The 23,117-nt window shown below is 70.1% G+C and carries 23 protein-coding genes; 12 read left to right on the plus strand and 11 right to left on the minus strand.

The features are described 5' to 3' along the window. Window position 1: 1 nt before the first annotated feature. From sufC to ABR571_RS07270, 4 genes are read right to left on the minus strand one after another with little or no spacing between them, the layout of a single operon-like run. Window positions 2-766 (minus strand): Fe-S cluster assembly ATPase SufC, encoded by a 765-nt coding sequence (sufC, locus tag ABR571_RS07255; protein ID WP_409452518.1) that lies wholly within the window; start codon window positions 764-766, stop codon window positions 2-4. Then, window positions 763-1,923 (minus strand): Fe-S cluster assembly protein SufD, encoded by a 1,161-nt coding sequence (sufD, locus tag ABR571_RS07260; RefSeq protein ID WP_409452519.1) that lies wholly within the window; start codon window positions 1,921-1,923, stop codon window positions 763-765. Before sufD ends, sufC begins: the two co-directional genes overlap by 4 nt. Then, window positions 1,920-3,350: a Fe-S cluster assembly protein SufB gene (gene sufB, locus ABR571_RS07265; RefSeq protein ID WP_409452520.1), complete on the minus strand. Its 1,431-nt coding sequence runs from the start codon at window positions 3,348-3,350 to the stop codon at window positions 1,920-1,922. Before sufB ends, sufD begins: the two co-directional genes overlap by 4 nt. Further along, entirely contained in the window at window positions 3,347-4,081 is a 735-nt protein-coding gene (locus ABR571_RS07270; protein WP_409452521.1) for a helix-turn-helix transcriptional regulator, read from the minus strand. The genes sufB and ABR571_RS07270 overlap by 4 nt, the downstream gene beginning before the upstream one ends. Window positions 4,082-4,346: 265 nt before the next feature. Between ABR571_RS07270 and ABR571_RS07275 the strand changes: the two genes are divergently transcribed. From ABR571_RS07275 to ABR571_RS07305, 7 genes are all read left to right on the plus strand, one after another. Then, window positions 4,347-5,018 carry a lysophospholipid acyltransferase family protein gene (locus ABR571_RS07275; protein ID WP_409452522.1) on the plus strand — a complete coding sequence of 224 codons (672 nt, stop codon included), beginning with the start codon at window positions 4,347-4,349 and terminating at the stop codon, window positions 5,016-5,018. Between the two features lie 62 nt (window positions 5,019-5,080). Beyond that, on the plus strand, window positions 5,081-6,007 hold the full coding sequence (locus ABR571_RS07280) for an ABC transporter ATP-binding protein (RefSeq protein ID WP_409452523.1): 927 nt from the start codon (window positions 5,081-5,083) through the stop codon (window positions 6,005-6,007). Continuing rightward, entirely contained in the window at window positions 6,004-6,777 is a 774-nt protein-coding gene (locus ABR571_RS07285; RefSeq protein WP_409452524.1) for an ABC transporter permease, read from the plus strand. Before ABR571_RS07280 ends, ABR571_RS07285 begins: the two co-directional genes overlap by 4 nt. 23 nt (window positions 6,778-6,800) lie before the next feature. Further along, window positions 6,801-7,727 carry a COX15/CtaA family protein gene (locus tag ABR571_RS07290; protein WP_409452551.1) on the plus strand — a complete coding sequence of 309 codons (927 nt, stop codon included), beginning with the start codon at window positions 6,801-6,803 and terminating at the stop codon, window positions 7,725-7,727. Between the two features lie 131 nt (window positions 7,728-7,858). Further along, window positions 7,859-8,755 carry an SRPBCC family protein gene (locus tag ABR571_RS07295; RefSeq protein WP_409452525.1) on the plus strand — a complete coding sequence of 299 codons (897 nt, stop codon included), beginning with the start codon at window positions 7,859-7,861 and terminating at the stop codon, window positions 8,753-8,755. Then, window positions 8,752-9,927, plus strand: coding sequence for a zinc-dependent alcohol dehydrogenase (locus tag ABR571_RS07300; RefSeq protein WP_409452526.1), 1,176 nt, complete (start codon window positions 8,752-8,754; stop codon window positions 9,925-9,927). Before ABR571_RS07295 ends, ABR571_RS07300 begins: the two co-directional genes overlap by 4 nt. A gap of 103 nt (window positions 9,928-10,030) precedes the next feature. Then, window positions 10,031-10,276 (plus strand): hypothetical protein, encoded by a 246-nt coding sequence (locus ABR571_RS07305; RefSeq protein ID WP_409452527.1) that lies wholly within the window; start codon window positions 10,031-10,033, stop codon window positions 10,274-10,276. Window positions 10,277-10,282: 6 nt separating this feature from the next. Here the strand turns inward: ABR571_RS07305 and ABR571_RS07310 are convergent, their stop codons facing one another. From ABR571_RS07310 to ABR571_RS07320, 3 genes are all read right to left on the minus strand, one after another. Continuing rightward, on the minus strand, window positions 10,283-11,572 hold the full coding sequence (locus ABR571_RS07310) for a DUF445 domain-containing protein (RefSeq protein ID WP_409452528.1): 1,290 nt from the start codon (window positions 11,570-11,572) through the stop codon (window positions 10,283-10,285). Continuing rightward, window positions 11,569-12,459 (minus strand): RimK family alpha-L-glutamate ligase, encoded by an 891-nt coding sequence (locus ABR571_RS07315; protein WP_409452529.1) that lies wholly within the window; start codon window positions 12,457-12,459, stop codon window positions 11,569-11,571. The genes ABR571_RS07310 and ABR571_RS07315 overlap by 4 nt, the downstream gene beginning before the upstream one ends. A gap of 75 nt (window positions 12,460-12,534) precedes the next feature. Next, entirely contained in the window at window positions 12,535-13,512 is a 978-nt protein-coding gene (locus ABR571_RS07320) for a heme o synthase (RefSeq protein WP_409452530.1), read from the minus strand. A gap of 97 nt (window positions 13,513-13,609) precedes the next feature. Between ABR571_RS07320 and tkt the strand changes: the two genes are divergently transcribed. The 5 genes from tkt to pgl are packed head-to-tail and all read left to right on the plus strand — an operon-like array spanning window position 13,610 to window position 20,373. Further along, complete coding sequence (tkt, locus tag ABR571_RS07325) at window positions 13,610-15,829, plus strand: transketolase (protein WP_409452531.1); 2,220 nt, start codon at window positions 13,610-13,612, stop codon at window positions 15,827-15,829. A gap of 14 nt (window positions 15,830-15,843) precedes the next feature. Continuing rightward, window positions 15,844-16,953: a transaldolase gene (gene tal, locus ABR571_RS07330; RefSeq protein WP_409452532.1), complete on the plus strand. Its 1,110-nt coding sequence runs from the start codon at window positions 15,844-15,846 to the stop codon at window positions 16,951-16,953. Window positions 16,954-16,989: 36 nt separating this feature from the next. After that, complete coding sequence (zwf, locus tag ABR571_RS07335) at window positions 16,990-18,651, plus strand: glucose-6-phosphate dehydrogenase (RefSeq protein ID WP_409452533.1); 1,662 nt, start codon at window positions 16,990-16,992, stop codon at window positions 18,649-18,651. A gap of 1 nt (window position 18,652) precedes the next feature. Beyond that, window positions 18,653-19,630 carry a glucose-6-phosphate dehydrogenase assembly protein OpcA gene (locus ABR571_RS07340; RefSeq protein ID WP_409452534.1) on the plus strand — a complete coding sequence of 326 codons (978 nt, stop codon included), beginning with the start codon at window positions 18,653-18,655 and terminating at the stop codon, window positions 19,628-19,630. Then, complete coding sequence (gene pgl / locus ABR571_RS07345) at window positions 19,627-20,373, plus strand: 6-phosphogluconolactonase (protein WP_409452535.1); 747 nt, start codon at window positions 19,627-19,629, stop codon at window positions 20,371-20,373. Before ABR571_RS07340 ends, pgl begins: the two co-directional genes overlap by 4 nt. Here the strand turns inward: pgl and ABR571_RS07350 are convergent. The 4 genes from ABR571_RS07350 to ABR571_RS07365 form a co-directional block, all read right to left on the minus strand. Continuing rightward, complete coding sequence (locus ABR571_RS07350) at window positions 20,370-20,714, minus strand: RNA polymerase-binding protein RbpA (protein ID WP_409452536.1); 345 nt, start codon at window positions 20,712-20,714, stop codon at window positions 20,370-20,372. The genes pgl and ABR571_RS07350 overlap by 4 nt on opposite strands. Window positions 20,715-20,746: 32 nt before the next feature. Then, window positions 20,747-20,983 carry a preprotein translocase subunit SecG gene (secG, locus tag ABR571_RS07355; RefSeq protein WP_409452537.1) on the minus strand — a complete coding sequence of 79 codons (237 nt, stop codon included), beginning with the start codon at window positions 20,981-20,983 and terminating at the stop codon, window positions 20,747-20,749. A gap of 88 nt (window positions 20,984-21,071) precedes the next feature. Continuing rightward, a complete protein-coding gene (gene tpiA / locus ABR571_RS07360; protein WP_409452538.1) occupies window positions 21,072-21,896 on the minus strand; it encodes a triose-phosphate isomerase in 825 nt (274 codons plus the stop codon). 1 nt (window position 21,897) lies between these two features. Then, on the minus strand, window positions 21,898-23,115 hold the full coding sequence (locus ABR571_RS07365) for a phosphoglycerate kinase (RefSeq protein WP_409452539.1): 1,218 nt from the start codon (window positions 23,113-23,115) through the stop codon (window positions 21,898-21,900). Window positions 23,116-23,117: the final 2 nt, after the last annotated feature.

The raw sequence follows: 23,117 nt of genomic DNA on the forward strand, positions 1-23,117 counted from the left end.
GTCAGGCGCTCGCCGTCTCGTTCACGCCGAACCTCGCGTACCCCTCGGACTCGAGCTGGTCGGCGAGTTCCTTGCCACCGGACTCGGCGATCCGTCCGTCGAAGAACACGTGGACGAAGTCGGGCTCGATGTAGCGGAGGATCCTCGTGTAGTGGGTGATCAACAGCGTGCCGATACCGCTCTGGCGCACCTTGTTGACGCCTTCGCTGACGACCCGCAGCGCGTCGACGTCGAGGCCGGAGTCGGTCTCGTCGAGGATCGCGATTTTGGGCTGGAGCAGCTCGAGCTGCAGGATCTCGTGGCGCTTCTTCTCACCGCCGGAGAAGCCCTCGTTCACGCTGCGCTCGGCGAAAGCCTTGTCCATGCCCAGCTCGGACATGGCGGTGTTGACTTCCTTGACCCAGGTCCGCAGCTTCGGCGCCTCGCCGCGAACGGCGGTGGCAGCGGTGCGCAGGAAGTTCGACACCGACACGCCGGGCACCTCGACCGGGTACTGCATGGCCAGGAACAGTCCGGCGCGGGCGCGCGCATCCACCGTCATCGACAGGACGTCCTCACCGTCGAGGGTGACGGTGCCGCTGGTGACGGTGTACTTGGGGTGCCCGGCGATCGAGTAGGCGAGCGTCGACTTGCCCGACCCGTTCGGGCCCATGATCGCGTGCGTCTCCCCCGACGTCACGGTCAGGTCGACACCCTTGAGGATCTCGGTCGTGTCGTCGCCGCTGCCGACGGTGACGTGCAGGTCGCGGATCTCGAGCGTGCTCATTCGGAAGTCTCCAACTCAGGGGTGAAGCCCAGCCGGGCCTCGATCGCGGTCATGATCTGGCGCTGCAGGTCGGGCACACCGATGCGCTCGACGACGTCGGCGAAGAATCCGCGGACGACCAGGCGACGGGCCTCGTCCTCCGGAATGCCGCGCGACTGCAGGTAGAACAACTGCAGGTCGTCGAAACGTCCCGTCGTGCTCGCGTGCCCCGCGCCGGCGATGTCGCCGGTCTCGATCTCGAGGTTGGGCACCGAGTCGGCCCGGGCGCCGTCGGAAAGCAGCAGGTTGCGGTTCATCTCGTAGGTCTGCGTGCCGGTCGCGGTGGGGCGGATGCGGACGTCACCGATCCAGACGGTGCGGGCGGACTCGCCGAGCAGGGCGTTCTTGTAGAGGACGTTGGACGTGCAGTTCGGCGCCCCGTGGTCGACGAACAGCCGGCTCTCGAAGTGCTGCGCGTCGCCGGCGAAGCTGACGCCGAGCAGCTCGGCCTGCCCGCCCGGACCCGCGAAACGCACGGTGGGCACGATGCGGACCAGCGAGCCGCCGATGGTGATGTTGGTGTGCCGGTAGCTTGCGTCCCGCCCGACGAGCGCGGCGTAGGAGGACAGCTGCACCGAGCCCTCGTCCGCCGCGTTGACCGCGACGACCGAGAGCGACGCGCCGTCGCCCACGATGAACTCGATGTTGGCGGCCACCTGGATCAGCCCGCGGTGGTCGATGACCAGAGTCGCCTTCGCGTTGGCGCCCACCTCGACCACGTGATGCGTGTAGGACCGGCCACTGATGCCCTTGCGGTACAGCACGATCGGTTCGGCCAGCTCGGCGCCGGCGTCGACCGTGACGTGCAGGCCCCGCTTGGCGTTGGCCATCGCCAGCGCGCTGACCCGGTCGGCCGGCGTCAGCGCGGTACCGAACGCAGCCAGACCGGACGGGTCGACGACCTCGACCGACGCCCCGGCCGGGACGCTCTGATCGCCGTCGATGACGCCGTCGGGCTCGAACGGCTCGAAGAAGGCGCGGATCCGGGCCAGCGGGGTGAACCGCCAGTCCTCTTGCGCCGTTGACGGGATCGGGAAGTCGTCCGGGTTGCGAGAGGTGAAGCGCTCCGGGGGTGACCCGGTGGGTGCGCCGTGTGAATGTGCCAGAACAGCCGTCATCCGACTGCGCCCTCCATCTGCAGTTCGATCAGGCGGTTGAGCTCGAGCGCGTACTCCATGGGCAGTTCACGGGCGATCGGCTCGACGAAGCCGCGCACGACCATCGCCATCGCCTCGTCCTCGGACAGGCCACGGCTCATCAGGTAGAACAGCTGGTCCTCGCTCACCTTCGACACGGTGGCCTCGTGGCCCATGGACACGTCGTCCTCGCGGACGTCGACGTAGGGGTAGGTGTCCGAGCGGCTGATGTCGTCGACCAGCAGGGCGTCGCATTTCACCGTCGACGCGCTGTGGTGCGCGCCCTTGTTGACCTGGACGAGACCGCGGTAGCTGGTCCGGCCACCGCCGCGCGCCACCGACTTCGACACGATCGTCGAGGACGTGTGCGGCGCGAGGTGCAGCATCTTTGCGCCGGCGTCCTGGTGCTGCCCCTCGCCGGCGAACGCGATCGAGAGCACCTCGCCCTTGGCGTACTCACCGGTCAGCCACACGGCCGGGTACTTCATCGTGACCTTGGACCCGATGTTGCCGTCGATCCACTCCATGGTGGCACCGGCCTCGGCCTTGGCCCGCTTGGTGACGAGGTTGTAGACGTTGTTCGACCAGTTCTGGATGGTCGTGTAGCGGCAGCGGCCGCCCTTCTTGACGATGATCTCGACGACCGCCGAGTGCAGCGAGTCGCTCGAGTAGATCGGTGCGGTGCAACCCTCGACGTAGTGCACGTACGCACCCTCGTCGACGATGATCAGCGTCCGCTCGAACTGACCCATGTTCTCGGTGTTGATCCGGAAGTAGGCCTGCAGCGGGATCTCGACGTGTACGCCCTTCGGCACGTAGATGAACGAGCCGCCCGACCACACCGCGGTGTTGAGTGCGGAGAACTTGTTGTCACCAGAAGGGATGACCGAGCCGAAGTACTCCTCGAACAGCTCGGGGTACTCCTTCAGTGCGGTGTCGGTGTCGAGGAAGATGACGCCCTGACGCTCGAGCTCCTCGTTGATCTTGTGATAGACGACCTCGGACTCGTACTGCGCCGCCACACCGGACACCAGGCGCTGCTTCTCGGCCTCGGGGATGCCGAGCTTGTCGTAGGTGTTCTTGATGTCGGCCGGGAGGTCGTCCCAGGTCGCCGCCTGCTTCTCCGTCGAGCGGACGAAGTACTTGATGTTGTCGAAGTCGATGCCCGAGAGATCCGAGCCCCAGCTCGGCATGGGCTTCTTGTCGAAGATCGACAGCGCCTTGAGCCGGCGGTCGAGCATCCACTGCGGCTCGCTCTTCTTGGCCGAGATGTCGCGCACGACCGCCTCCGAGAGGCCGCGCTGCGCGGCGGCGCCGGCGACGTCGGTGTCGGCCCAGCCGAAGCCGTAGCGGCCCAGCGAGTCGATCTGCTCGTCCTGGGTCAGGACGCGGTCTGGCGTGGTCGTCATATCTGGCTTCCCTTGGTCGGGGCGGGATTCTTCGGTCGAACGGGAATGTGCGTGGTGCAGACGCCGTCGCCGTGGGCGATGGTGGCCAGGCGCTGGACGTACGTCCCGAGAACCTGCTCGAAGGCACGGGTCTCGGCCTCGCACAGCTGCGGGAACTCGGCGGCGACGTGCGCCACGGGGCAGTGGTGCTGGCAGATCTGGATGCCGTGGATGGTGTCGTCGGCGTCGCGGACGGCCTGGACGGTCGAAGCGTAGCCATGCGCCGTGAGCGCTCCGGCGAGCGCCTCGGAGCGGTCGGCCAGCGGTTGTGCACAGTCGACGCCGTCACGGACGTCGGCGGCCAGGGTGGCGGCGCGGTGCTCCGCGAACGCGGTGACCGCGTCGTCCCCACCGGTGTCGCGGAGGTAGCGCAGCGCAGTGTTGGCCAGGTCGTCGTAGGCGTGCGGGAAGGCGGCCCGCCCGGCGTCGGTCAGGGCGTAAGTGCGGGCGGGACGGCCGCGGCCGCGCGACGCGGACGGGCGGGGCTCGCGCTCGGCCAGGAAGCCGTCGGCCACGAGGGCGTCGAGGTGCCGGCGGATACCCGCCGGCGAGAGCCCGAGGCGCTCGGCGAGATGGGCCGCGTTTTGGGGTCCGCGCTCGAGAATGGTGCGGGCCACGGCGTCGCGGGTACGGTCGGCCGGCTTGTCGCAGGCGCCGGAGACGCCTGTCGCCGAGCCGGCCCGGATTTTCACAACACCAGTATGACGTATTTCCCGCAGCGCCCCCACCCCGGCCCCGCCCACGGGCGGGCGGAAGTCTCCGCCGGCCCGCCGGCAGCGGCGCACCCGATCATCTTTTCCTCCGGCAGCGCCGTTGCCCGATCACCTTTTCCTCCGGCAGCGCCGCTGCCCAGCGGCATTGACGGCGCCATCGGAGGAAAACCCGATCATCAGCACGCCGGTCACATCACGCGCCGCCGTCGGCTGGGGGCAACACCGGCACGATAGGTTCCGGGCCATGTTGTACCGGTTCATGGAGCTGACGCTGGGTTCGACCCTGCGCACCGTGTTCCGACCGGAGGTCGTCGGTCTGGGCTCCGTCCCCACCTCCGGCGCGGTCATCTTCGCCGCCAATCACCAGTCCTTCTCCGACGAGTTCTTCATCCCGATCGCGGCCCGTCGGCAGGTCTTCTACTTCGCCAAGGCCGAGTACTTCACCACCCCGGGGCTGCGCGGACGGGCGATGGCCGCGTTCTTCCACGGGCTGGGCCAGGTGCCGGTCGAGCGGGGCGACACCCGCTCGGCCGCGGCGGTGATCGACGTGGGCATGGAGGTTCTCGACGCCGGCGGTGGGCTCGGCATCTTTCCCGAGGGCACCCGGTCGCCCGACGGCCGGCTGCACAAGTTCCGCCCCGGCGTGGCCCGGCTCGCCCTGCGCAGTGACGCGCCGGTCGTGCCGGTCGGCCTCATCGGCACTCGCGAGGTCCAGCCGCCGAACAGTCGTCGCTGGCACCGGGCACCGCTGACCGTCGCCTTCGGGGAGCCGCTGCGATTCGGGCACCTCGCCGGGCAGGAGCGCAGCGCCCGCGTCCTGCGCGAGGTCACCGAGACGATTCGCGAGTCGGTTCAGAAGCTCTCTGGGCAGGACTACGTCGACTCCTACGCTTCGGCGATGAAGCTGGCCGAGTGAGCGTCCGGTCACTGGGCTGAGCGCGGCGCGGCGCCGAGGGGGCGGGTTCCTAGACTGACGGCGTGTCCCCCGCGCCCGCTGCTGTCGAGGTCGTCGACCTCGTCAAGAGCTACGGCGCCAACCGGGCGGTCGACGGGCTGTCGCTGAACGTGCCGGCCGGTTCGGTCCTCGCGCTGCTGGGCCCGAACGGCGCCGGCAAGACGACGACCGTCGAGATCTGCGAGGGTTTCCGCCGCGCCGATTCCGGGACGGTGCGGGTGCTCGGTCTCGATCCGACCGACCCGAGCCTGCGGCCCCGGGTCGGGGTGATGCTGCAGGACGGCGTCGGGGGGTACACCGGGGCCACCGCGGTCGAGCTGCTGCGCCTGTTCGCCTCTTACGCCGCCCGCCCGCAGGATCCGGGCGAACTCCTCGAGATCGTCGGCATGTCCAGCGTGGCCGGCACGGCGGTGAAGCGCCTGTCGGGGGGCCAGCAGCAGCGCCTGTCGCTCGCCCTCGCGCTGGTCGCCCGCCCCGAACTGGTGTTCCTCGACGAGCCGACGTCCGGCATGGACCCGCAGGCCCGGCGCGGCACCTGGGACCTGGTCCGCGCGCTGCGCGCCGACGGCCTCACGATCGTGCTGACCACGCACTTCCTGGACGAGGCCGAGCAGCTCGCCGACACCGTCGTCGTGATGGACGGCGGCCGCATCGTCGGCCAGGGCAGCCCGGCCGAGCTGACCCGCTCCGGCGCCGAGGGGCAGATCCGCTTTCGGGCCGTCCCGTCGCTGCGTCTCGAGTCACTCGTCGCGGCCCTGCCCGACGGGACCGTCGCCGCCGAGGAGCAGCCCGGCCGCTACCTCGTCACCGGCGACGTCACCCCCCAGCTGCTGGCCACCCTGACGGCGTGGTGCGCGGCCCAGGAGGTGATGGCCGAAGACCTGGCCGTCGAGCGGCGGACGCTGGAGGACGTGTTCCTCGAGCTCACCGGTCGCGAGCTGCGGGCATGACCCTCGCCCCGGGCCGGTTCGCGCCCGACCCCGCCGCCGCGCCGACCGGTCGCATGCTAGGCGCGCAGACCGGCATGGAATTCCGGCTCCTCCTGCGCAACGGCGAGCAAGTCGGGCTGACCCTGCTCATCCCGGTGCTGCTGTTGTTCTTCTTCAACCTGCCGCTGCTGTACTCGCTCGGGACGCCGCGCCGCATCGACTTCGTGGTGCCGAGCATCATCACGCTCGCGGTGATGTCCGCCGCCTTCACCGGGCTGGCCATCGGGACCGGCTTCGAGCGCAAGTACGCAGTCCTCAAGCGGCTCGGGGCGACGGCCCTGCCCCGATCGGTCTTGATCGGCGGCAAAACGCTGTCGGTCCTGCTGCTCGAGCTGGTGCAACTCGTCCTGGTCTGCGGCTTCGGCTTCGTCCTGGCCTGGCACCCGCACGGGGACCCGCTGCTCGCCCTCGTCCTCGTGGTGCTCGGAACCATTGCGTTCGGCGGCCTCGGCCTGCTCGTGGCCGGGACGCTGCGCGCCGAGGTGACGCTGGCGGCCGCAAACCTCGTCTGGCTCGTGCTGCTCTTCGCCGGCGGCATCGCGGTGCCGCTGTCGAAGTACGGCGGTACCGCCCGCGACGTCCTGCAGTACCTGCCGTCAGCGGCGCTGTCCAACGGGTTGCACGACGTGCTGCAGCACGGGCACGGCCTGCCGCTGCGCGAGACGCTGACACTGCTCGTCTGGGCCGCCGTGGCCCTGCCCGCCGCCGCGAGGTGGTTCCGGTGGGAGTGACCACCGAGCCGCAAGTGCCGGTCGTGCGGGGCGGACGAGCGTGGTCCGGGCGCTGGCTGACGTGGACGACCTCGCCGCTCGCGCTGCGCCGGCTCGCCGCGGCCTCGGTCGTCGTCAACGTCGGCATCGTGGTCACCGGCGGCGCCGTCCGGCTGACCAACTCCGGTCTCGGGTGCCCCACGTGGCCGCGCTGCAGCGGTTCGCAGCTCGTGCCCAACAGCAAGCTGGGCGTCCACGGGACCATCGAGTTCACCAATCGCACGCTGACCTTCCTGGTCGGCCTGACGCTCGCCCTGACCCTGCTCACCGCCTGGCGCCAGCGGCGGCAGGCCGGGCTGGCGCTGCTCGCCCTCGCCGGCGTCCCGGCCCAAGCCGTGCTGGGCGGCATCGTCGTCCGGACCGACCTGAACCCGTGGTTGGTGGCCCTGCACTTCCTGCTGTCGGCGGCGATCATCGCGGCCACCTTCGTGCTCTGGTGGCGACTCGGGCAACGCCCGGCAGCGGCGGTACCCGCCGCGGCGCGCTGGCTCGGCCCCCTGCTGGTCGCGGCCACCACCCTTGTCCTCGCGGCCGGCACCGTCGTCACCGGTGCCGGACCGCACGCGGGAGACATCAAGGACGGGCGCGTGCGCCGCATCGACCTCCCGATCGCCGGGCTCGCGCAGCTGCACGCCGATCTGGTGATGGTGCTGATCGGGTTGACGGTGGGGGTGGTGGCGCTGGCGCTCGCGCTGCACTCGGCGCCGCTGCGGCGGGCCGGCGGCCTCCTGCTCGCGGTCGAGCTGGTCCAGGGCGCCGTCGGCTACACCCAGTACTTCTTGCACGTGCCGCCGCTGCTGGTCGGCCTGCACATGCTGGGCGCGTGCCTGGTATGGATCGCGGCCCTGCACGTGCTCCTGGTCGCGCGGTCCCGGAACACGACGGACGAGCCGGGACCGTTAGTGCCGTAGGTCACCGGGTAGGGCACTGACAGGGGCGGTTCGCCCGCCCGGCCGAACCACGGCCCGCCAGTACCACGCCGAGGACCCCAGCTGTGCCTTCAACCTCGCACTCCGCACCGCCGTTCCACAATCAAGATCAATTGAGCCGGGCTCTCGGCTGGGCCAGTGTCGGTCTCGGCCTGCCCCTACTCGTCCGTCCCGCCGAGTCCACCCAGGCCGTCGGCGTCGGCTCCTCGCCCAAGCACCGGGCCGCCGCGACGCTCGTCGGCGTGCGCGAGTTCGCGGCCGCCGCCGGGCTCCTCGCCCGGCCGAGCTCGGTCTGGCTTTGGAGCCGCGTCGCCGGCGACGCCATGGACCTCGCGATGCTCGGCCGGGCGATGAAGAAGTCCGACGGCCGCGGCATCCGCCGCACGGCCGTGGCCACCGCGGGCGTGGCCGCCATCGCGGCCGTCGATCTGTACGCCGCACTCACCCGGTCCCGCAAGGAGTCCGCGATGGAGATAACCGGTACGACGACCATCCGCACGTCACCGGACGAGCTGTACGCGTTCTGGCGCCAACTCGACCGGCTCCCCACCTTCATGGCGCACGTCGACGACGTGACGACGACCGGCGAGCGGACGAGCCACTGGAAGGTGAGCGCACCGTTCGGCCGCACGGTCGAGTGGGATGCCGAGATCACCGACGAGGACGCCGGCCGGTCCATCGCCTGGAAGTCGGTCGGCACCGCCGACGTCGAGAACGAGGGCGTCGTCCGCTTCAACCCGGCCCCCCGCGACCAGGGCACGGAGATCCACGCGACGATCCGGTACTCGATCCCCGGCGGCAAGCTCGGGGAGGCGGTGGCCCGGTACTTCGGCGAGGACCCACACCAGCAGCTCGACGACGACCTGCGCCGGCTCAAGCAGATCGTCGAGACCGGCGAGGTCGTGCGCTCCGAGGGAGCCCCCGGCGGCAAGCGCGCGCGCAAGGAGTTCCCCCAGCACGCCGCCCAGCCTCTGACCGATGACGAGTACGCCGCGGAGGTGTCGGCATGAAGGCCAACTGCTGGACCGGCCGCAACAGCGTCGAGGTCCTCGACGTCCCCGATCCGCGCATCTTGAACGCACGCGACGCGATCGTGAAAATCACCTCCACCGCCATCTGCGGCTCCGACCTGCACCTCGTTGACGGCTACGTGCCGTCGATGCAAAAGGGCGACATCCTCGGCCACGAGTTCATGGGCGAGGTCGTCGAGGTCGGTTCAGCCGTCGGCGCCGACAAGTTGCTCGTCGGCGACCGGGTGGTCGTGCCCTTCCCGATCGCGTGTGGCGCGTGCAACGCCTGCAAGGCCGAGCTGTTCTCCTGCTGCGAGAACAGCAATCCCAACGCCGGGATGGCCGAGAAGCTGTTCGGTCACCCGACCGCCGGCATCTTCGGCTACTCCCACCTCACCGGCGGGTACGCCGGCGGCCAGGCCGAATACGCGCGCGTGCCCTTCGCCGACGTCGGTCCGCTGAAGATCGAGGCCGACCTCACCGACGAGCAGGTGCTCTTCCTCAGCGACATCGTGCCCACCGGCTACATGGGCGCCGAGCTGTGCGACATCGAGGACGGTGACGTCGTCGCCGTCTGGGGCGCCGGACCGGTCGGCCAGTTCGCCATGGACAGTGCCCGGGTGCTCGGCGCCGGCACCGTCATCGCCATCGACAAGGAGCCCTACCGCCTGCAGATGGCCGCCGATGCCGGCTACGAGACTGTCAACTTCGACGAGATCGACGTCCGCTCGAAACTGCTGGAGCTGACGGGCGGACGCGGGCCGGACAAGTGCATCGACGCCGTCGGGCTCGAAGCGACGCACGGGGCGACGCACGTCCACGCGTACGACCGGGTCAAGCAGGCCGTGCGCTCGGAGACCGACCGTCCGCACGCCCTGCGGCAGGCCATCTTGTCGTGCCGCAGCGGTGGCGTCGTCTCGGTGATCGGGGTCTACGGCGGAATGATCGACAAGTTCCCGGCCGGTGCCTGGATGAACCGTTCCATCACGCTGCGGACCGGCCAGGCGCACGTCCACAAGTACATGCGGCCGCTGCTCGAGCGGATCGAGCGGGGCGAGATCGACCCCACCCGGATCATCACCCACCGCCTGCCGCTCGCCGAGGCCCCGCACGGCTTCGACATCTTCAAGAACAAGCAGGACAACTGCGAGAAGATCGTGCTCACGCCCTGACATCCGCGACTCGTCCCGGCTCCGTCCACCTGTGCGCGGACGGCGCCGGGACAACTCGGAGATCGACAGGTAAAGACGGCGTGATCTCGGGTAGGCCGCAAGCATGACAACGGAGCCTGGTTACCGACGGCGCAGCGGCCTCGGGCGGATCATCGCCATCGTGGTCGTCATCTGGCTGATCATCGGCGCGATCGCGGCGGGTCAGCGGCACTACTACAACAACCGCAAGGCCAGCTGCGCCAAGGTCTCGACGATCGTCGTGACCATCGTGGCCGGGCCGCTCAACTACGTGGGCGCGAACCCCAAGGAGAAGTGCCCGAACGTGAAGGTGCCGCAGCCCAGCAAATGAGCCCGGTCAGAAGGCCCGCGTGATCGCGTAGATCGCCAGGCCGGCGAGCGAGCCCACCACGGTGCCGTTGATGCGGATGAACTGCAGGTCGCGCCCGACCTGCAGTTCCAGCCGGCGGCTCGTCTCCTCGCTGTCCCATCGCTCGATGGTCGTCGTGATCACGTCCGTGATGTCCTGGGCGTAGTGCGTGACCACGTGCCCGACGAGGCGCTGCAGCGCTTCGTCCACCTTGCCCGCGATTCCGGCGTCGTCGCGCAACACCTCCCCCGCCCGCATCGTGAGCGACTCGGCCGACCGCCGCAGATCCGAGCCGGGGTTGTCGGCTTCGCGCAGCAGCAGCGTCTTCATGGCGTCCCAGAGATTGGCCAGGTACTCGCGGATGCGCGGGTGGTCGAGCAGCTGATCCCGGGCGGCTTCCACCTTCGCGATCTGCTCCGGGTCGCTGCGCAGCCGCTCGGCCAGCTCGCGCAGCTGCGTGTCGAACCCCCGCCGCAGGCCGTGGGAATCGTCGTCGATCACGTCGGCAATGAACGACTGCAGCAGGCTGAAGCCCTTGTTGAAGACCCGGTCGTCGAGCCACTCGGGCACCCACTCCGGGGACTCCTGGGCGACTCGCTGGCGGAACTCCGCCCGGTTGTTCTCGAGGAACTTCCGGGCGCCGCGCAGGAAGGTCGTGAGCGCGGCCTGGTGCTGACCGGCGTCGCACGCGGCGTCGATCAGCCGGGCGAGCAGTGGGGCGATGTCGAGTTCGCGCAGCCGCTTGTCGGCGAACGCCGCGACGGAGTTGCGCAGCTCGTCATCGCGCAGCACGGTCGCCAGGCCGCCGATCGCGCTGCTGAGTTCCTCGGCGAGGCGGTGCGCGTGCGCCGGCTCGGCCAGCCATTGACCCACCCGGGCCGGAACCTGGGCGGCGGCAACCCGTTCACTGACGATCTCGGTCGTCAGGAAGTACTGGTGGACGAAGCCGGCCAGGCCTTCCCCGATCTGGTCTTTCTTCTCCGGGATGATCGCGGTGTGCGGGATCGGCAGCCGCAGAGGATGGCGGAAGAGCGCGGTCACCGCGAACCAGTCGGCCAAGCCGCCGACCATCGACGCCTCGGCCGCGGCCTGCACGTAGCCCCAGACGCCGTTCCCGTCGCCGACGATCCGGCTGACGACGTAGACGACGGCGGCCAGCACCAGTAGGCCGCCGGCGATCAGCTTCATCCGGCGCAGCGCCCGCAACCGCTCCTCGGCGAGAGCGGGGAACGGACTGATGGGCGCGGTGACGCCCGGCCGCGTCGCGCCGGCCGTCATGCGCGCTCGGCGATCGCCGTGGCGAACGCGTCGACGGGTTCGTGGTCGCCGATCCCGTCCTGCAGGAACAGTGACGGTTCGGCGAGTTCGAGTTCGACCACGAGCGGGCCGGCGGGCGAGGGCAGCAGATCGACCCGCGCGTACAGCTGATCGGCCCCGAACCGGTCCCGCACGAAGTCCATGACGGCGGCGCCGATCGCCAGCTCGGCCGCGAGCGGCGTCTTGGCCTCGATCCGCTCCTCGGCGTACAGGGCGCCCGCGTCGACCGCCCGCGCGGTGCCCGGCGGGAGGAGCGGGCCCTTGCGGATCGCGTGACTCAAGCGGCCGTCCACATAGATCAGCGCCGTCTCGCCGGCCTCGTCGACCGCCTCGAGGTAGGGCTGGACGAGCGCCGTGCGGCCCGCCGCCTGCAGTCGTTGCAGGTGGGTGCGGGCGGCGTCGGCCTGGTCGGCGCTGAACCGGCCCGCCCCCCGTGACCCGGCCCCCACCGACGGCTTGACGACCAGCTCGCCCGCGCCGGGGCCGGCCGCGCCGCCGCCGAACAGGACGGTTGTCTCGGTCGGAGCCACGAACGTCGTCGGCACGATCGGGATCCCGGCCGCCTCGAGGTCGCGCAGATATACCTTGTCGGTGTTCCAAGCCACGACGGCGGCCTCGTTGGCCACCCGCGGCACCGCGTGCACCCAGTCGAGGAACGCGGGCAGATCGAAGGTGTAGTCCCACGTCGCCCGCAGCACCACCAGCCCGGCCGTCCAGTCGACGTCAGGGTCGGTCCAGATCACCCACCGGGCATCGACCCCGCGCTCGGTGAGGGCACTGACGAGCAGGTCGGCGTCGTCGTCGCCAGCGGGCAGCTGGGCACAGGTGGCGAGCAGGACGGCCGGCATCTTTCGATCCTATGGGCGGGTGTCGCTGAGCTGCGCCGGGTGTCGCCGCGGCCGGGTGACCCGCCCGGCGCCGCCTCAGCGGACGAAGGTGTCGACCGCGACCGCGACGAAGAGGAACGCGAGGTAGCTGTTCGACAGGTGGAACAGCTGCATGGCGGCCTTGGCGTTGGCGCCCTGCTTGGTGCGGGCGAGAAGCCGGTGCGCCGCGACGATCAGGGCTGCGCCGGACGCGATGGCCAGCACGCCGTAGACCCAGCCGGTGGCCAGTGGCCACAGCAGGAGCGACACCGCGGCCGTGAGCCAGGAATACGCGACGATCTCGGTCGCGACGCGGCGGGGCGAGGCGACGACCGGCAGCATCGGCACGCCGGCCCGCGCGTAGTCCTCGCGGTAGCGGATGGCCAGCGCCCAGAAGTGCGGGGGCGTCCAGAAGAAGACGACCGCGAACAGGACGACCGGCGCCCAGGCCAGCGAACCGGTGACGGCCGACCAGCCGATCAGGACGGGCATGCACCCGGCCGCGCCGCCCCACACGATGTTCTGCGACGTCCGCCGCTTGAGCAGCATCGTGTAGACGACGACGTAGAACCCGATCGCCGCGGCCGTCAGCCCGGCGGCGAGCCAGTTGGTGGCCGCGCCCATCAGCGCGACGGCCAACACCCCGAGCACGAGCCCGAAGGCGAGCGCACCTCGGGGTGACACGTCGTGGCGGGCCAGGGGCCGGTGCGTGGTGCGCCGCATGAGCGCGTCGATGTCGCGGTCGACGTAGCAGTTCAGGGCGTTGGCGCTGCCCGCGGCGAGGGTCCCCCCGACCATGGTGGCGAGCACGACCCACCACTCGGGCAACCCGCCGGCGGCCAGGATCATCGACGGCAGCGTGGTGACCAGCAGCAGTTCGATGATGCGGGGCTTGGTCAGCGCGACGTAGGAGGCAACCCGCCCGCGGGCCCTCGGTTCGCGCGCGATCGCCCGCTGCGGAACGGCGATGGATCCGCCCTCGTCGGCCCGGCCGGGCAACGCCGAATCGGTCGGCGCGACGGGGGTCTGCGTCACGGCATCAGCGTAACTGTCGCGGCCGACCGGTCCGCATCCAGGCTCAGCGCCGCGTGTTGCGGAGCAGTCAGCTTTCCGATCGCCCCCCGGACACGTGATGTCGCTACGCTTGGCCTGGGTACGACGACTGGGAGAACGGGCCGAAATCCGGTCCACCGATCGCCATTTCCGAAGGGACGAACACCCTGTGACCGACACGGCAGACCCGGCGGAAGGCGTCGTCACGACGCATCCGGACTGGTGGACGGACCTCGACACGAAGGCCGTCGACAGCGCGCGCCTGTTGGCCGCCGACGCGGTCCAGAAGGTGGGCAACGGCCACCCGGGCACGGCGATGAGCCTCGCCCCCCTGGCCTACCTGCTCTACCAGCGCGTCATGCGCCATGACCCGACCGATCCGAACTGGACGGCCCGGGACCGGTTCATCCTGTCCAACGGGCACGCCTCGCTGACCCAGTACTGCCAGCTGTTCCTTTCCGGCTACGGGCTCGAGCTCGCCGACCTGGAGTCGCTGCGCACGTGGGGCTCGCTCACCCCCGGCCATCCCGAGTTCGGTCACACCCTCGGCATCGAGGTCACGACCGGCCCACTCGGGCAAGGCGTGGCCAACGGTGTCGGCATGGCGATGGCCGCCCGCCGCGAGCGCGGTCTGTTCGACCCCGATCCGGCAGTCGGCGAATCGATCTTCGATCACCACATCTACGTGATCGCCGGTGACGGTTGCCTCGAAGAGGGCATCTCGTCCGAGGCGTCCTCGCTCGCCGGGCACCAGCAGCTCGGCAACCTGATCATGTTCTACGACGACAACCACATCTCGATCGAGGACGACACCGCGGTCGCGTTCAGCGAGGACGTCCTCGCGCGCTACGTCGCGTACGGGTGGGACGTTCACCGTGTCGACTCCGGTGAGGACGTCGTCGCCCTGGAGAAGGCGATCAACAAGGCCAAGAAGGTCATCGACAAGCCGTCGATCATCGCGGTCCGCACGATCATCGGCTGGCCGGCCCCCACGAAGCAGAACACCGGCAAGGCCCACGGCAGCGCGCTCGGCGAGGACGAGATCCGGGCGACCAAGGAGCTGCTTGGTTTCGACCCGGACGTCCACTTCGGAGTCCGCGACGACGTGCTCGAGCACGCCCGGCAGGTCGTGACCCGCGGCCGCGAGGCGCACGCCGAGTGGCAGAAGCAGTACGACACGTGGGCGGCCGACAACCCCGAGCGCGCGGCGCTGGTCGAGCGGCTCCGGGAACGCAGGCTGCCCGACGGCTGGACCTCCGCGCTGGTCGACTTCCCGACTGAGAAGGACGGCAAACCGAACTCCGTCTCGACCCGGTCGGCGTCGGGCAAGGTGCTCAGCGGTCTCGCCGGCACGCTGCCCGAGCTGTGGGGCGGTTCGGCCGACCTGGCCGAGAGCAACAACACGACGATGGACGGCGAGCCGAGCTTCATCCCCGCTGTGCACCAGACGAAGGAGTGGCCGGGCGGCCCGTACGGCCGCACGCTGCACTTCGGCATCCGCGAGCACGCGATGGGCGCCATCATCAACGGCATCACGCTGCACGGCGCCACGCGCGTCTATGGCGGAACCTTCCTCGTGTTCAGCGACTACATGCGACCGCCGGTGCGCCTCTCGGCCCTGATGAAGATCCCGTCCATCTTCGTCTGGACGCACGACTCGATCGGCCTGGGCGGGGACGGTCCCACGCACCAGCCCATCGAGCAGCTCGCCGCCCTGCGCGCGATTCCCGGTCTGGACGTCGTTCGTCCGGCCGATGCCAACGAGACCGCCGTCTGCTGGAAGACGACGCTGGAGAAGACCGACGGCCCGGTCGGCTTCGCGCTCTCGCGGCAGAACCTGCCCGTGCTCGACCCGGCCAAGACAGTCGGCGCGGCCAAGGGCGCGTACATCCTCGAAGAGGGTTCGCACGGTCTGCCCGAGGTCATCCTGGTCGCCACCGGCTCCGAGGTGTCGCTGGCCCTCAAGGCCCGCGAGCTGCTCGAGGCCGACGGTGCGTCGGTGCGCGTCGTGTCGATGCCGTGCGTCGAATGGTTCCGGGCCCAGCCGTCGTCCTACCAGCAGCTGATCTTCCCGCCCGACATCAAGGCGCGGGTCAGCATCGAGGCGGGCGTCCCGCAGGGCTGGCGCGAGATCATCGGTGACTCGGGCGAGATCATCGCGATCGACCACTTCGGTGCCAGCGCCGAGGGCGACGTGCTGTTCGAGCAGTTCGGCTTCACCCCCGATCGCGTGGTGGCTGCCGCGCATGCGGCCCTCGAGCGGGCCGGCCGCGTCCGCGGCGCCACGACCGGTAATTAGGTAAGGGAGATCCCATGAGCGACGCACTCGCGCAGCTGTCCGATGCTGGCGTTTCCATCTGGCTCGACGACATCAGCCGCGAGCGGCTGCGGACGGGCAACCTGCAGGAACTGCTCGACTTTAAGCACGTCGTCGGGGTCACCAGCAACCCGACGATCTTCCAGAAGGCCCTCGACAAGGGCGACGCCTACGACGAGCAGGTTCGCGCGCTGGCGGCCCGGAAAATCGAGGGTGACGACGCGGTCCGGTTGCTGATGGGCTACGACATCCGCTGGGCGTGCGACATCCTGCGTCCGGTGTTCGACGCGACCGACGGCAAGGACGGCCGGGTGTCGATCGAGGTCGACCCGCGTCTCGCGCACGACACCGAGCGCACGACCGCCGAGGCCAAGGGCCTGTGGTGGCTGGTCGACCGGCCCAACGTGATGATCAAGATCCCGGCCACGCAAGAGGGTCTGGCCTCGATCACCGAGGCCACCGCCGAGGGCATCAGTGTCAACGTCACCTTGATCTTCGGTCTCGACCGCTACGACGCGGTCATGGACGCCTACCTGGCCGGCCTCGAGCAGGCCAAGAAGAACGGTGTCGACCTGTCGACGATCCGATCGGTGGCGTCCTTCTTCGTGTCCCGCGTGGACACCGAGGTCGACAAGCGGCTCGACAAGATCGGCACCGACGAGGCGAAGGCGCTGCGCGGCAAGGCCGCCATCGCGAATGCCCGGCTGGCCTACGAGCGCTACGAGAAGGTCATCGGCTCCGACCGGTGGAAGGCGCTGGCCGAAGCGGGAGCACACGTGCAACGGCCGTTGTGGGCCTCGACCGGCGTCAAGGACCCCGCCTACGACGACACCATGTACGTCATCGAGCTCGTCGCGCCCGACACCGTCAACACCATGCCCGAGGCGACCCTGGACGCAGTTGCCGACCACGGCAAGGTTCGCGGTAATGCCGTGGACGGCACCTACGATGACGCGCGCAAGGTGATCGACGACCTCAAGGGCCTGGGCGTCGACTACGACGAGTTCATCGAGGTGCTCGAGGTCGAAGGCGTCCAGAAGTTCGAGGACTCCTACAAGCAGCTCGCTGAAAGCGTGCACAGTCAGCTCGACGCCGCCGGAAAATGAGGCTGCGCGGGACATACGCAGGCGAAGGCATCCGCGATGAGTGACACCGAGGTGCCTGAGGCCGAGTCGAAGGCCGACACCAATCAGGCGGACGGCCCCGAGGCGAACGCGGACGGGCGCGGGACGGCCGCGGTACCGGCCGCGGTGTCGACCGGCCTGGACGAGCTCGGCGCCGACGGCTCGAACCCGTTGCGCGATCCGGCCGACCGGCGTCTGCCCCGCGTACCGGAGCCGTGCGCCCTGGTGATCTTCGGGATCGGCGGCGACCTGTCCCGCAAGAAGCTGATCCCGGCCGTCTACGACCTCGCCAACCGCGGGCTGCTGCCGACCGACTTCGTGCTCGTCGGCTTCTCCCGGGCCGACTGGCCCGGGGGCGGCACCTTCGAGTCCCTGGCCCGTAAGAGTGCCAAGGACGGCGCCCGGACGACCTGGAACGAAGAGGTCTGGAAGCGCCTGGCCGGCAACACCAAGTTCGTCGAAGGCTCCTTCGACGACGACAAGGCGATCGACAAACTCGTCGACGTCATGGGAGAGCTGCGCGAGTCGCACGGCATCCAGGGCAACGCGGCGTTCTACCTCTCGGTGCCGCCGTCGATGTTCCCAAACGTCCTGAAGCAGATGCAGCGCACCGGCCTTTCCGATGCGAACAAGGCGAGGGGCTGGCGGCGGGTCGTCGTCGAGAAGCCGTTCGGCCACGACCTGCCCAGCGCTCTGGAGCTCAACGGGCTCGTCGACAACGTCTTCCCGCCGCGCGACGTCTACCGGATCGATCACTACCTGGGCAAGGAGACCGTCCAGAACCTGCTGGCCCTCCGGTTCGCCAACCTGTGGTTCGAGCCGGTGTGGAACGCCAACTACGTCGACTCGGTGCAGATCACCATGGCCGAGGACGTCGGCATCGGTGGGCGGGCCGCCTTCTATCAGGCCACCGGCGCCGCCCGTGACGTCCTGCAGAACCATCTCCTCCAGCTGCTCGCGCTGACGGCCATGGAGGAGCCGGTCGAGTTCTCCCCCGAGGCCGTGCGCATCGAGAAGTTGAAGGCGCTGCGGGCCATCTCGCTGCCGGCCGAGCTCGAGAGCTACGCGATCCGCGGGCAGTACGACCAGGGCTGGCTCGCCGGCGAACGCGCGGTCGCCTTCCGGGCCGAGGACGGCATCCCCGACGACTCGAACACCGAGACCTACGCCGCCGTCCGCCTCGGCGTCGAAACCCGCCGCTGGGCCGGCGTGCCGTTCTACATGCGTACCGGGAAGCGGCTGCCCAAGCGGGTCACCGAGATCGCAGTCATCTTCAAGAAGGCGCCGCACCTGCCGTTCAGCAAGACCGACACGCAGGAACTGGGCCACAACCAGCTAGTCATCCGCGTCCAGCCCGACGAGGGGGTCACCCTGAAGTTCGGCTCCAAGGTGCCGGGCAGCGCGATGGAGGTGCGCGACGTCGCGATGGACTTCCTCTACGGCGAGGCGTTCACCGAGTCGTCGCCCGAGGCGTACGAGCGGCTGATCCTCGACGTGCTGGTCGGCGACGCGACGCTCTTCCCCCGCAGCGAAGAGGTCGAGGCGTCGTGGCGGGTGATCGACCCGCTGGAGAAGTTCTGGGCCGACAGCACCCCCCACCTCTACCGCGCCGGGGAGTGGGGACCGAAGGAGTCCGACGACATGCTGGCCCGCGACGGCCGCCAGTGGCGGAGGCCCTGACATGACAACTCTCTGGGACACGACCGGAACGGCCGTGGTCAAGGCCCTGGCCGCTGAGCGGCGCACCGGGGGCGCGGTCACGAGCGGCATTGCGCTGACCCTCGTGGTCGTCGTCGAGCACAAGGACGTCGAGGAGGCCGAAGAGGCGGCGACGATCGCCGCGAGCCGCCACCCGATGCGGACGTTGATGGTCGTGCGCCGGCACATCGACGCGCCGGTCCCCCGGCTGGATGCCGAGGTCACCATCGGTGGACGCTTGGGCCCGGGCGAGTCGGTGGTCTTGCGCATGTACGGCCGGCTGGCGCTGCACGCCGAGTCGGTCACCCTGCCGCTGCTCGCGCCGGACGCGCCCGTGGTGACGTGGTGGCACGGCCGCCCCCCCGAGAAGATCGCCTACGACCCGCTCGGCGTGTTCGCCGAACGGCGCATCACCGACGTGCTGCGCACCGACGATCCCAGCGCCGCCCTCCGCGAGCGGGCCGAGGACTTCGCCCCCGGTGACACGGACCTGGCCTGGACGCGCCTGACCCCCTGGCGGGCCGCGCTCGCCTCGGCCTTCGACGGCGCCCGGCACAAGCCGCAGTCGGCGACGGTGCGCGGCGGTAAGAACGAGCCGTCGGCGCGGTTGCTGGCCGGGTGGCTCTCGGCCCGCCTCGGCGTGGACGTCTCGGTCGAGGGCACCGACGACGAGCCGATCGGCGGCGTCGAGATCGGCTTCGCCGACGGCAAGACGACGCGGGCCACTCTCGAGGGCGGCAGCCTGGTGCTGCGCCGCGAGGGCCAGCAGGACTCGTACATGCCATTCGGCGAACGTCCGCTCGGCGAGCTGCTGGCCGAGGAGCTGCGCCGCCTCGACCACGACCACGTCTACGCCGAAGCGTTGTCCAATGTCACCGGGATCGAAGGGCTCGAGGAGCGCTCGCCGGTGCGCAAGCACATCTGGCACGATCCGGCGCTGGCCGAGCAGGCCAACTCATGACCACGGAGCCCGAAGTGGTGGTCGAGGAGTCGGCGACCGCACTAGCCGACCGGGTCGCCGACCTCGCCGTCGCCACGCTCAGCGCCGCCCTCGACGAACGCGGGGTGGCGCACCTCGTCATCACCGGCGGCGGCATCCTCGAGAAGGTCCTGGCCGCGCTCGCCGCCCGCAAGCCGATCGACTGGTCGCAGGTGCACGTGTGGTGGGGCGATGAACGCTACGTGCCCGCCGACTCCGCCGACCGCAACGACCTCCCGGCGAAGGCCGCCCTGCTCGACCAGGTCGCGGTCGATCCGTCGAAGGTGCACCGGATGCCGCCGTCGGACGCCGGGTTCGGTGAGGACGTCGAGGCGGCCGCCGCCTCCTATGCCGCGGAATTGGCCGAGGCAGCTGCCGGCCACGCCGAAGTCCCGACGTTCGACCTGGTCCTGCTCGGCGTCGGCCCGGACGGCCACTGCGCCTCGCTGTTCCCGGGCCACCCGGCCCTGCACGAGTCCGCGGCCTCGGTCGTCGCCGTCCACGATTCCCCGAAGCCGCCACCGACCCGGCTGTCGTTGACCTTTCCGGCGCTCGATGCGGCGAACGAGATCTGGTTCGTGGCCTCCGGCGACGGCAAGGCCGACGCCGTGAGCCGAGCGCTGGGCGGAGCCGACTTCACCGACGTGCCGTCGGCCCGGCCGCGCGGTCGCGAGCACACCCTGTGGCTGCTCGACCGCGACGCGGCGGCGAAGCTGCGCGGTTAGCTCTCGCCGCGGCGGGCCCGCAGGCGGGCGAGCGCCTCCTCGAGGATCGCGGCGCCGTCCTCGTCGGAGCGCCGCTCCTTCACGTAGGCGAGGTGGGTCTTGTACGGCTCGTTGCGCGGCGCGTTCGGCGGCGCCTCCGACTGCCGCCCGGCCGGGTAACCACAGCGGGGGCAGTCCCAGGTGTCGGGCAGGGCCGCGTCCAGCGCGAACGCGGGACGAACCTCGTGACCGTTCGCGCAGAAGAACGACACGATCTGCCGCGGCGCCGACTCGCCCCGCTCGTTCTCGCCCATCGGTCCGGCGCCTACTCGGCTGCCTCGGATCGCACTGCCACCAGCCACGTGTGTCCCTCTCTGCTAACCAGGCGGCGGCGTCAGGCCGCGTTCTTGTAGAGCAAGCACAGACCCACGATGCTGATCGCCCAGACCGCGCCGGCGATGATGGTCAGCCGGTCGAGGTTGCGCTCGACCACCGACGATCCCGACAGGTTGGAGTAGAACGAACCGCCGAGCATCGACGACAAGCCGCCGCCCTTGCCCCGGTGCAGCAGCACCAGAACGATGAGCAACAAGCTCGATACGACCATCACGATCGATAGCGTCATAATCATTGTCGAAGGCCTCAGCTGTTGGACGCGAACGTAGGACTGCCTTGCTGGGTAAGGTTACCTGGCCGACGGCCGCGAACCGAGCACCGGCTCACCGGGCCGCGACCGGTTGTCCGGCGGCGACGCAGATCGCGCTGAACTCGACCGGGTCGAGGCTGGCGCCTCCGACCAGGGCACCGTCGATGTCGGGCTGGGCCAGGATCTCCGCCGCGTTGGCCGCTTTCACGGACCCGCCGTAGAGGATGCGCACCTTTCGCGCGAGCTCCGGGCTGTACATCTCCCCGAGCTTGCCGCGGATCGCCTCGCACACCTCTTGCGCGTTCTCCGGCGTGGCCACCTTGCCGGTGCCTATCGCCCAAATGGGCTCGTAGGCGATCACGACCGATTCGACCTGGTCGGCCGGCAGCCCGGCCAGGGCTCCGTCCAGCTGGGCTGAGCAGTGCGCGATGTGGCCGTCGGCGTCGCGCACCTGCAGCGATTCGCCGATGCACAGGATCGGCGTCAGCCCGTTGCGGAAGGCGGCGACGAGCTTCGCGTTGACCAGGGCGTCGTCCTCGTCGTGATACTGCCGGCGCTCGGAGTGCCCGACGACGACGTAGGTGCAGCCGAGTTTGGCCAGCATCGGCCCCGACACGTCGCCGGTGTAGGCGCCGGAGTCGTGGGGTGAGAGGTCCTGCGCCCCGTACCGGATCGGGATCCGGTCGCCGTCGATCAGCGTCTGCACGCTGCGGATGCTGATGAACGGGGGTAGGACTGCCATCTCGGCCGCGGCGAACTGCTCGGGCGTCAGGCTGAAGGCCAGTTTCTGGGTCAGCCCGATCGCCTCGAGGTGGGTGTAGTTCATCTTCCAGTTGCCGGCGATGAGTGGGCGCCGACCGGACGGAGGCAGCGCAACGGTGACCGGCTCGTTCGCCACGTCAGACTTCTTCCAGAACCGCAACACCGGGCAGTTCCTTGCCTTCGAGGAATTCCAGCGACGCGCCGCCGCCGGTCGAGATGTGCCCGAACGCGTTGACGTCCAGGCCGAGGGCCCGCACGGCGGCCGCGCTGTCGCCGCCACCCACTACCGAGAGTCCGCCGGACGCCGCCACCGCCTCGGCGACGCCCTTCGTGCCGGCCGCGAAAGGGGCGAGCTCGAACACGCCCATCGGGCCGTTCCAGAAGACAGTCTGCGCGCCGGCCAGCGCGGCGGCGAAGGCGGCGACCGACTCGGGGCCGATGTCCAGCCCCTTCGTGCCGGCCGGGATCTCGGCCGCCGGGATGGTCTGGGTCGACGCGTCCGCGCTCAGCTCGCGCGCGACCACGATGTCGGTCGGCAGCACGATCTTGTCGCCCGCCTCGTCGAGGAACCGCTTGCAGTTCTCGATCTGGTCGGGCTCGAGCAGCGAGTCGCCGACCTCGTGCCCCTGGGCGGCGAGGAACGTGAAGCACATGCCGCCGCCCACCAGCAGCCGGTCGACCGTGGGCAGCAGCGACTCGATCACCGCAAGTTTGTCGCTCACCTTCGACCCACCGAGCACCACGACGTAGGGCCGCTCGGGCTCGCCGGTGAGCCGGGTGAGGACCGCCAGCTCGTCGCGCACGAGGTCCCCGACGTAGTGCGGCAGCAGCTTGGCGATGTCGTACACCGAGGCGTGCTTGCGGTGCACCGCGCCGAACGCGTCCTCGACGAAGGCGCCGCCCTCGTCCTCGCCGCCGGTCAGGAACCCGAGGCATCGGGCGAACTCGTGGCGCTCGGCGTCGTCCTTGCTCGTCTCGCCGGCGTTGAAGCGGACGTTCTCGAGCAGCAGTACCTCGCCGTCCTTCAGCTCGGTGGCGAGCAGTCGCTCGCTCTCGCCGACCGTGTCCAGGGCGAAGTCGACCGGTCGCCCGAGCAACTGGGCCAGCCGATCGGCGACGGGGCTGAGGCTGTACGCCGGATCGGGTGCGCCCTTCGGCCGGCCGAGGTGCGCCGCGACGATGACGCGCGCGCCGGCTTCGACCAGCCGGGTGAGCACCGGCAGCGAGGCGCGGATACGCCCGTCGTCGGTGACCCCTCCGTCGCTGAGCGGAACGTTGAGGTCTGAGCGGACGAGGACGCGCCGGCCGTTGAGTGCGCCGCCGCCGTGCTTGATCAGGTCGTCAAGCGTCTTCACGA

This window comes from Jatrophihabitans sp., assembly GCF_046262535.1.
Lineage (GTDB): Bacteria > Actinomycetota > Actinomycetes > Mycobacteriales > Jatrophihabitantaceae > Jatrophihabitans.

Excerpts from the sequence above, each read along its gene's own strand:
- sufC (WP_409452518.1), bottom strand. The coding sequence starts at position 766 with ATGAGCACGCTCGAGATCCGCGACCTGCACGTCACCGTCGGCAGCGGC.
- sufD (WP_409452519.1), bottom strand. The coding sequence starts at position 1,923 with ATGACGGCTGTTCTGGCACATTCACACGGCGCACCCACCGGGTCACCC.
- sufB (WP_409452520.1), bottom strand. The coding sequence starts at position 3,350 with ATGACGACCACGCCAGACCGCGTCCTGACCCAGGACGAGCAGATCGAC.
- ABR571_RS07275 (WP_409452522.1), top strand. The coding sequence starts at position 4,347 with ATGTTGTACCGGTTCATGGAGCTGACGCTGGGTTCGACCCTGCGCACC.
- ABR571_RS07285 (WP_409452524.1), top strand. The coding sequence starts at position 6,004 with ATGACCCTCGCCCCGGGCCGGTTCGCGCCCGACCCCGCCGCCGCGCCG.
- ABR571_RS07300 (WP_409452526.1), top strand. The coding sequence starts at position 8,752 with ATGAAGGCCAACTGCTGGACCGGCCGCAACAGCGTCGAGGTCCTCGAC.
- ABR571_RS07305 (WP_409452527.1), top strand. The coding sequence starts at position 10,031 with ATGACAACGGAGCCTGGTTACCGACGGCGCAGCGGCCTCGGGCGGATC.
- ABR571_RS07310 (WP_409452528.1), bottom strand. The coding sequence starts at position 11,572 with ATGACGGCCGGCGCGACGCGGCCGGGCGTCACCGCGCCCATCAGTCCG.
- ABR571_RS07315 (WP_409452529.1), bottom strand. The coding sequence starts at position 12,459 with ATGCCGGCCGTCCTGCTCGCCACCTGTGCCCAGCTGCCCGCTGGCGAC.
- tkt (WP_409452531.1), top strand. The coding sequence starts at position 13,610 with ATGTCGCTACGCTTGGCCTGGGTACGACGACTGGGAGAACGGGCCGAA.
- tal (WP_409452532.1), top strand. The coding sequence starts at position 15,844 with ATGAGCGACGCACTCGCGCAGCTGTCCGATGCTGGCGTTTCCATCTGG.
- zwf (WP_409452533.1), top strand. The coding sequence starts at position 16,990 with ATGAGTGACACCGAGGTGCCTGAGGCCGAGTCGAAGGCCGACACCAAT.
- ABR571_RS07340 (WP_409452534.1), top strand. The coding sequence starts at position 18,653 with ATGACAACTCTCTGGGACACGACCGGAACGGCCGTGGTCAAGGCCCTG.
- pgl (WP_409452535.1), top strand. The coding sequence starts at position 19,627 with ATGACCACGGAGCCCGAAGTGGTGGTCGAGGAGTCGGCGACCGCACTA.
- secG (WP_409452537.1), bottom strand. The coding sequence starts at position 20,983 with ATGATTATGACGCTATCGATCGTGATGGTCGTATCGAGCTTGTTGCTC.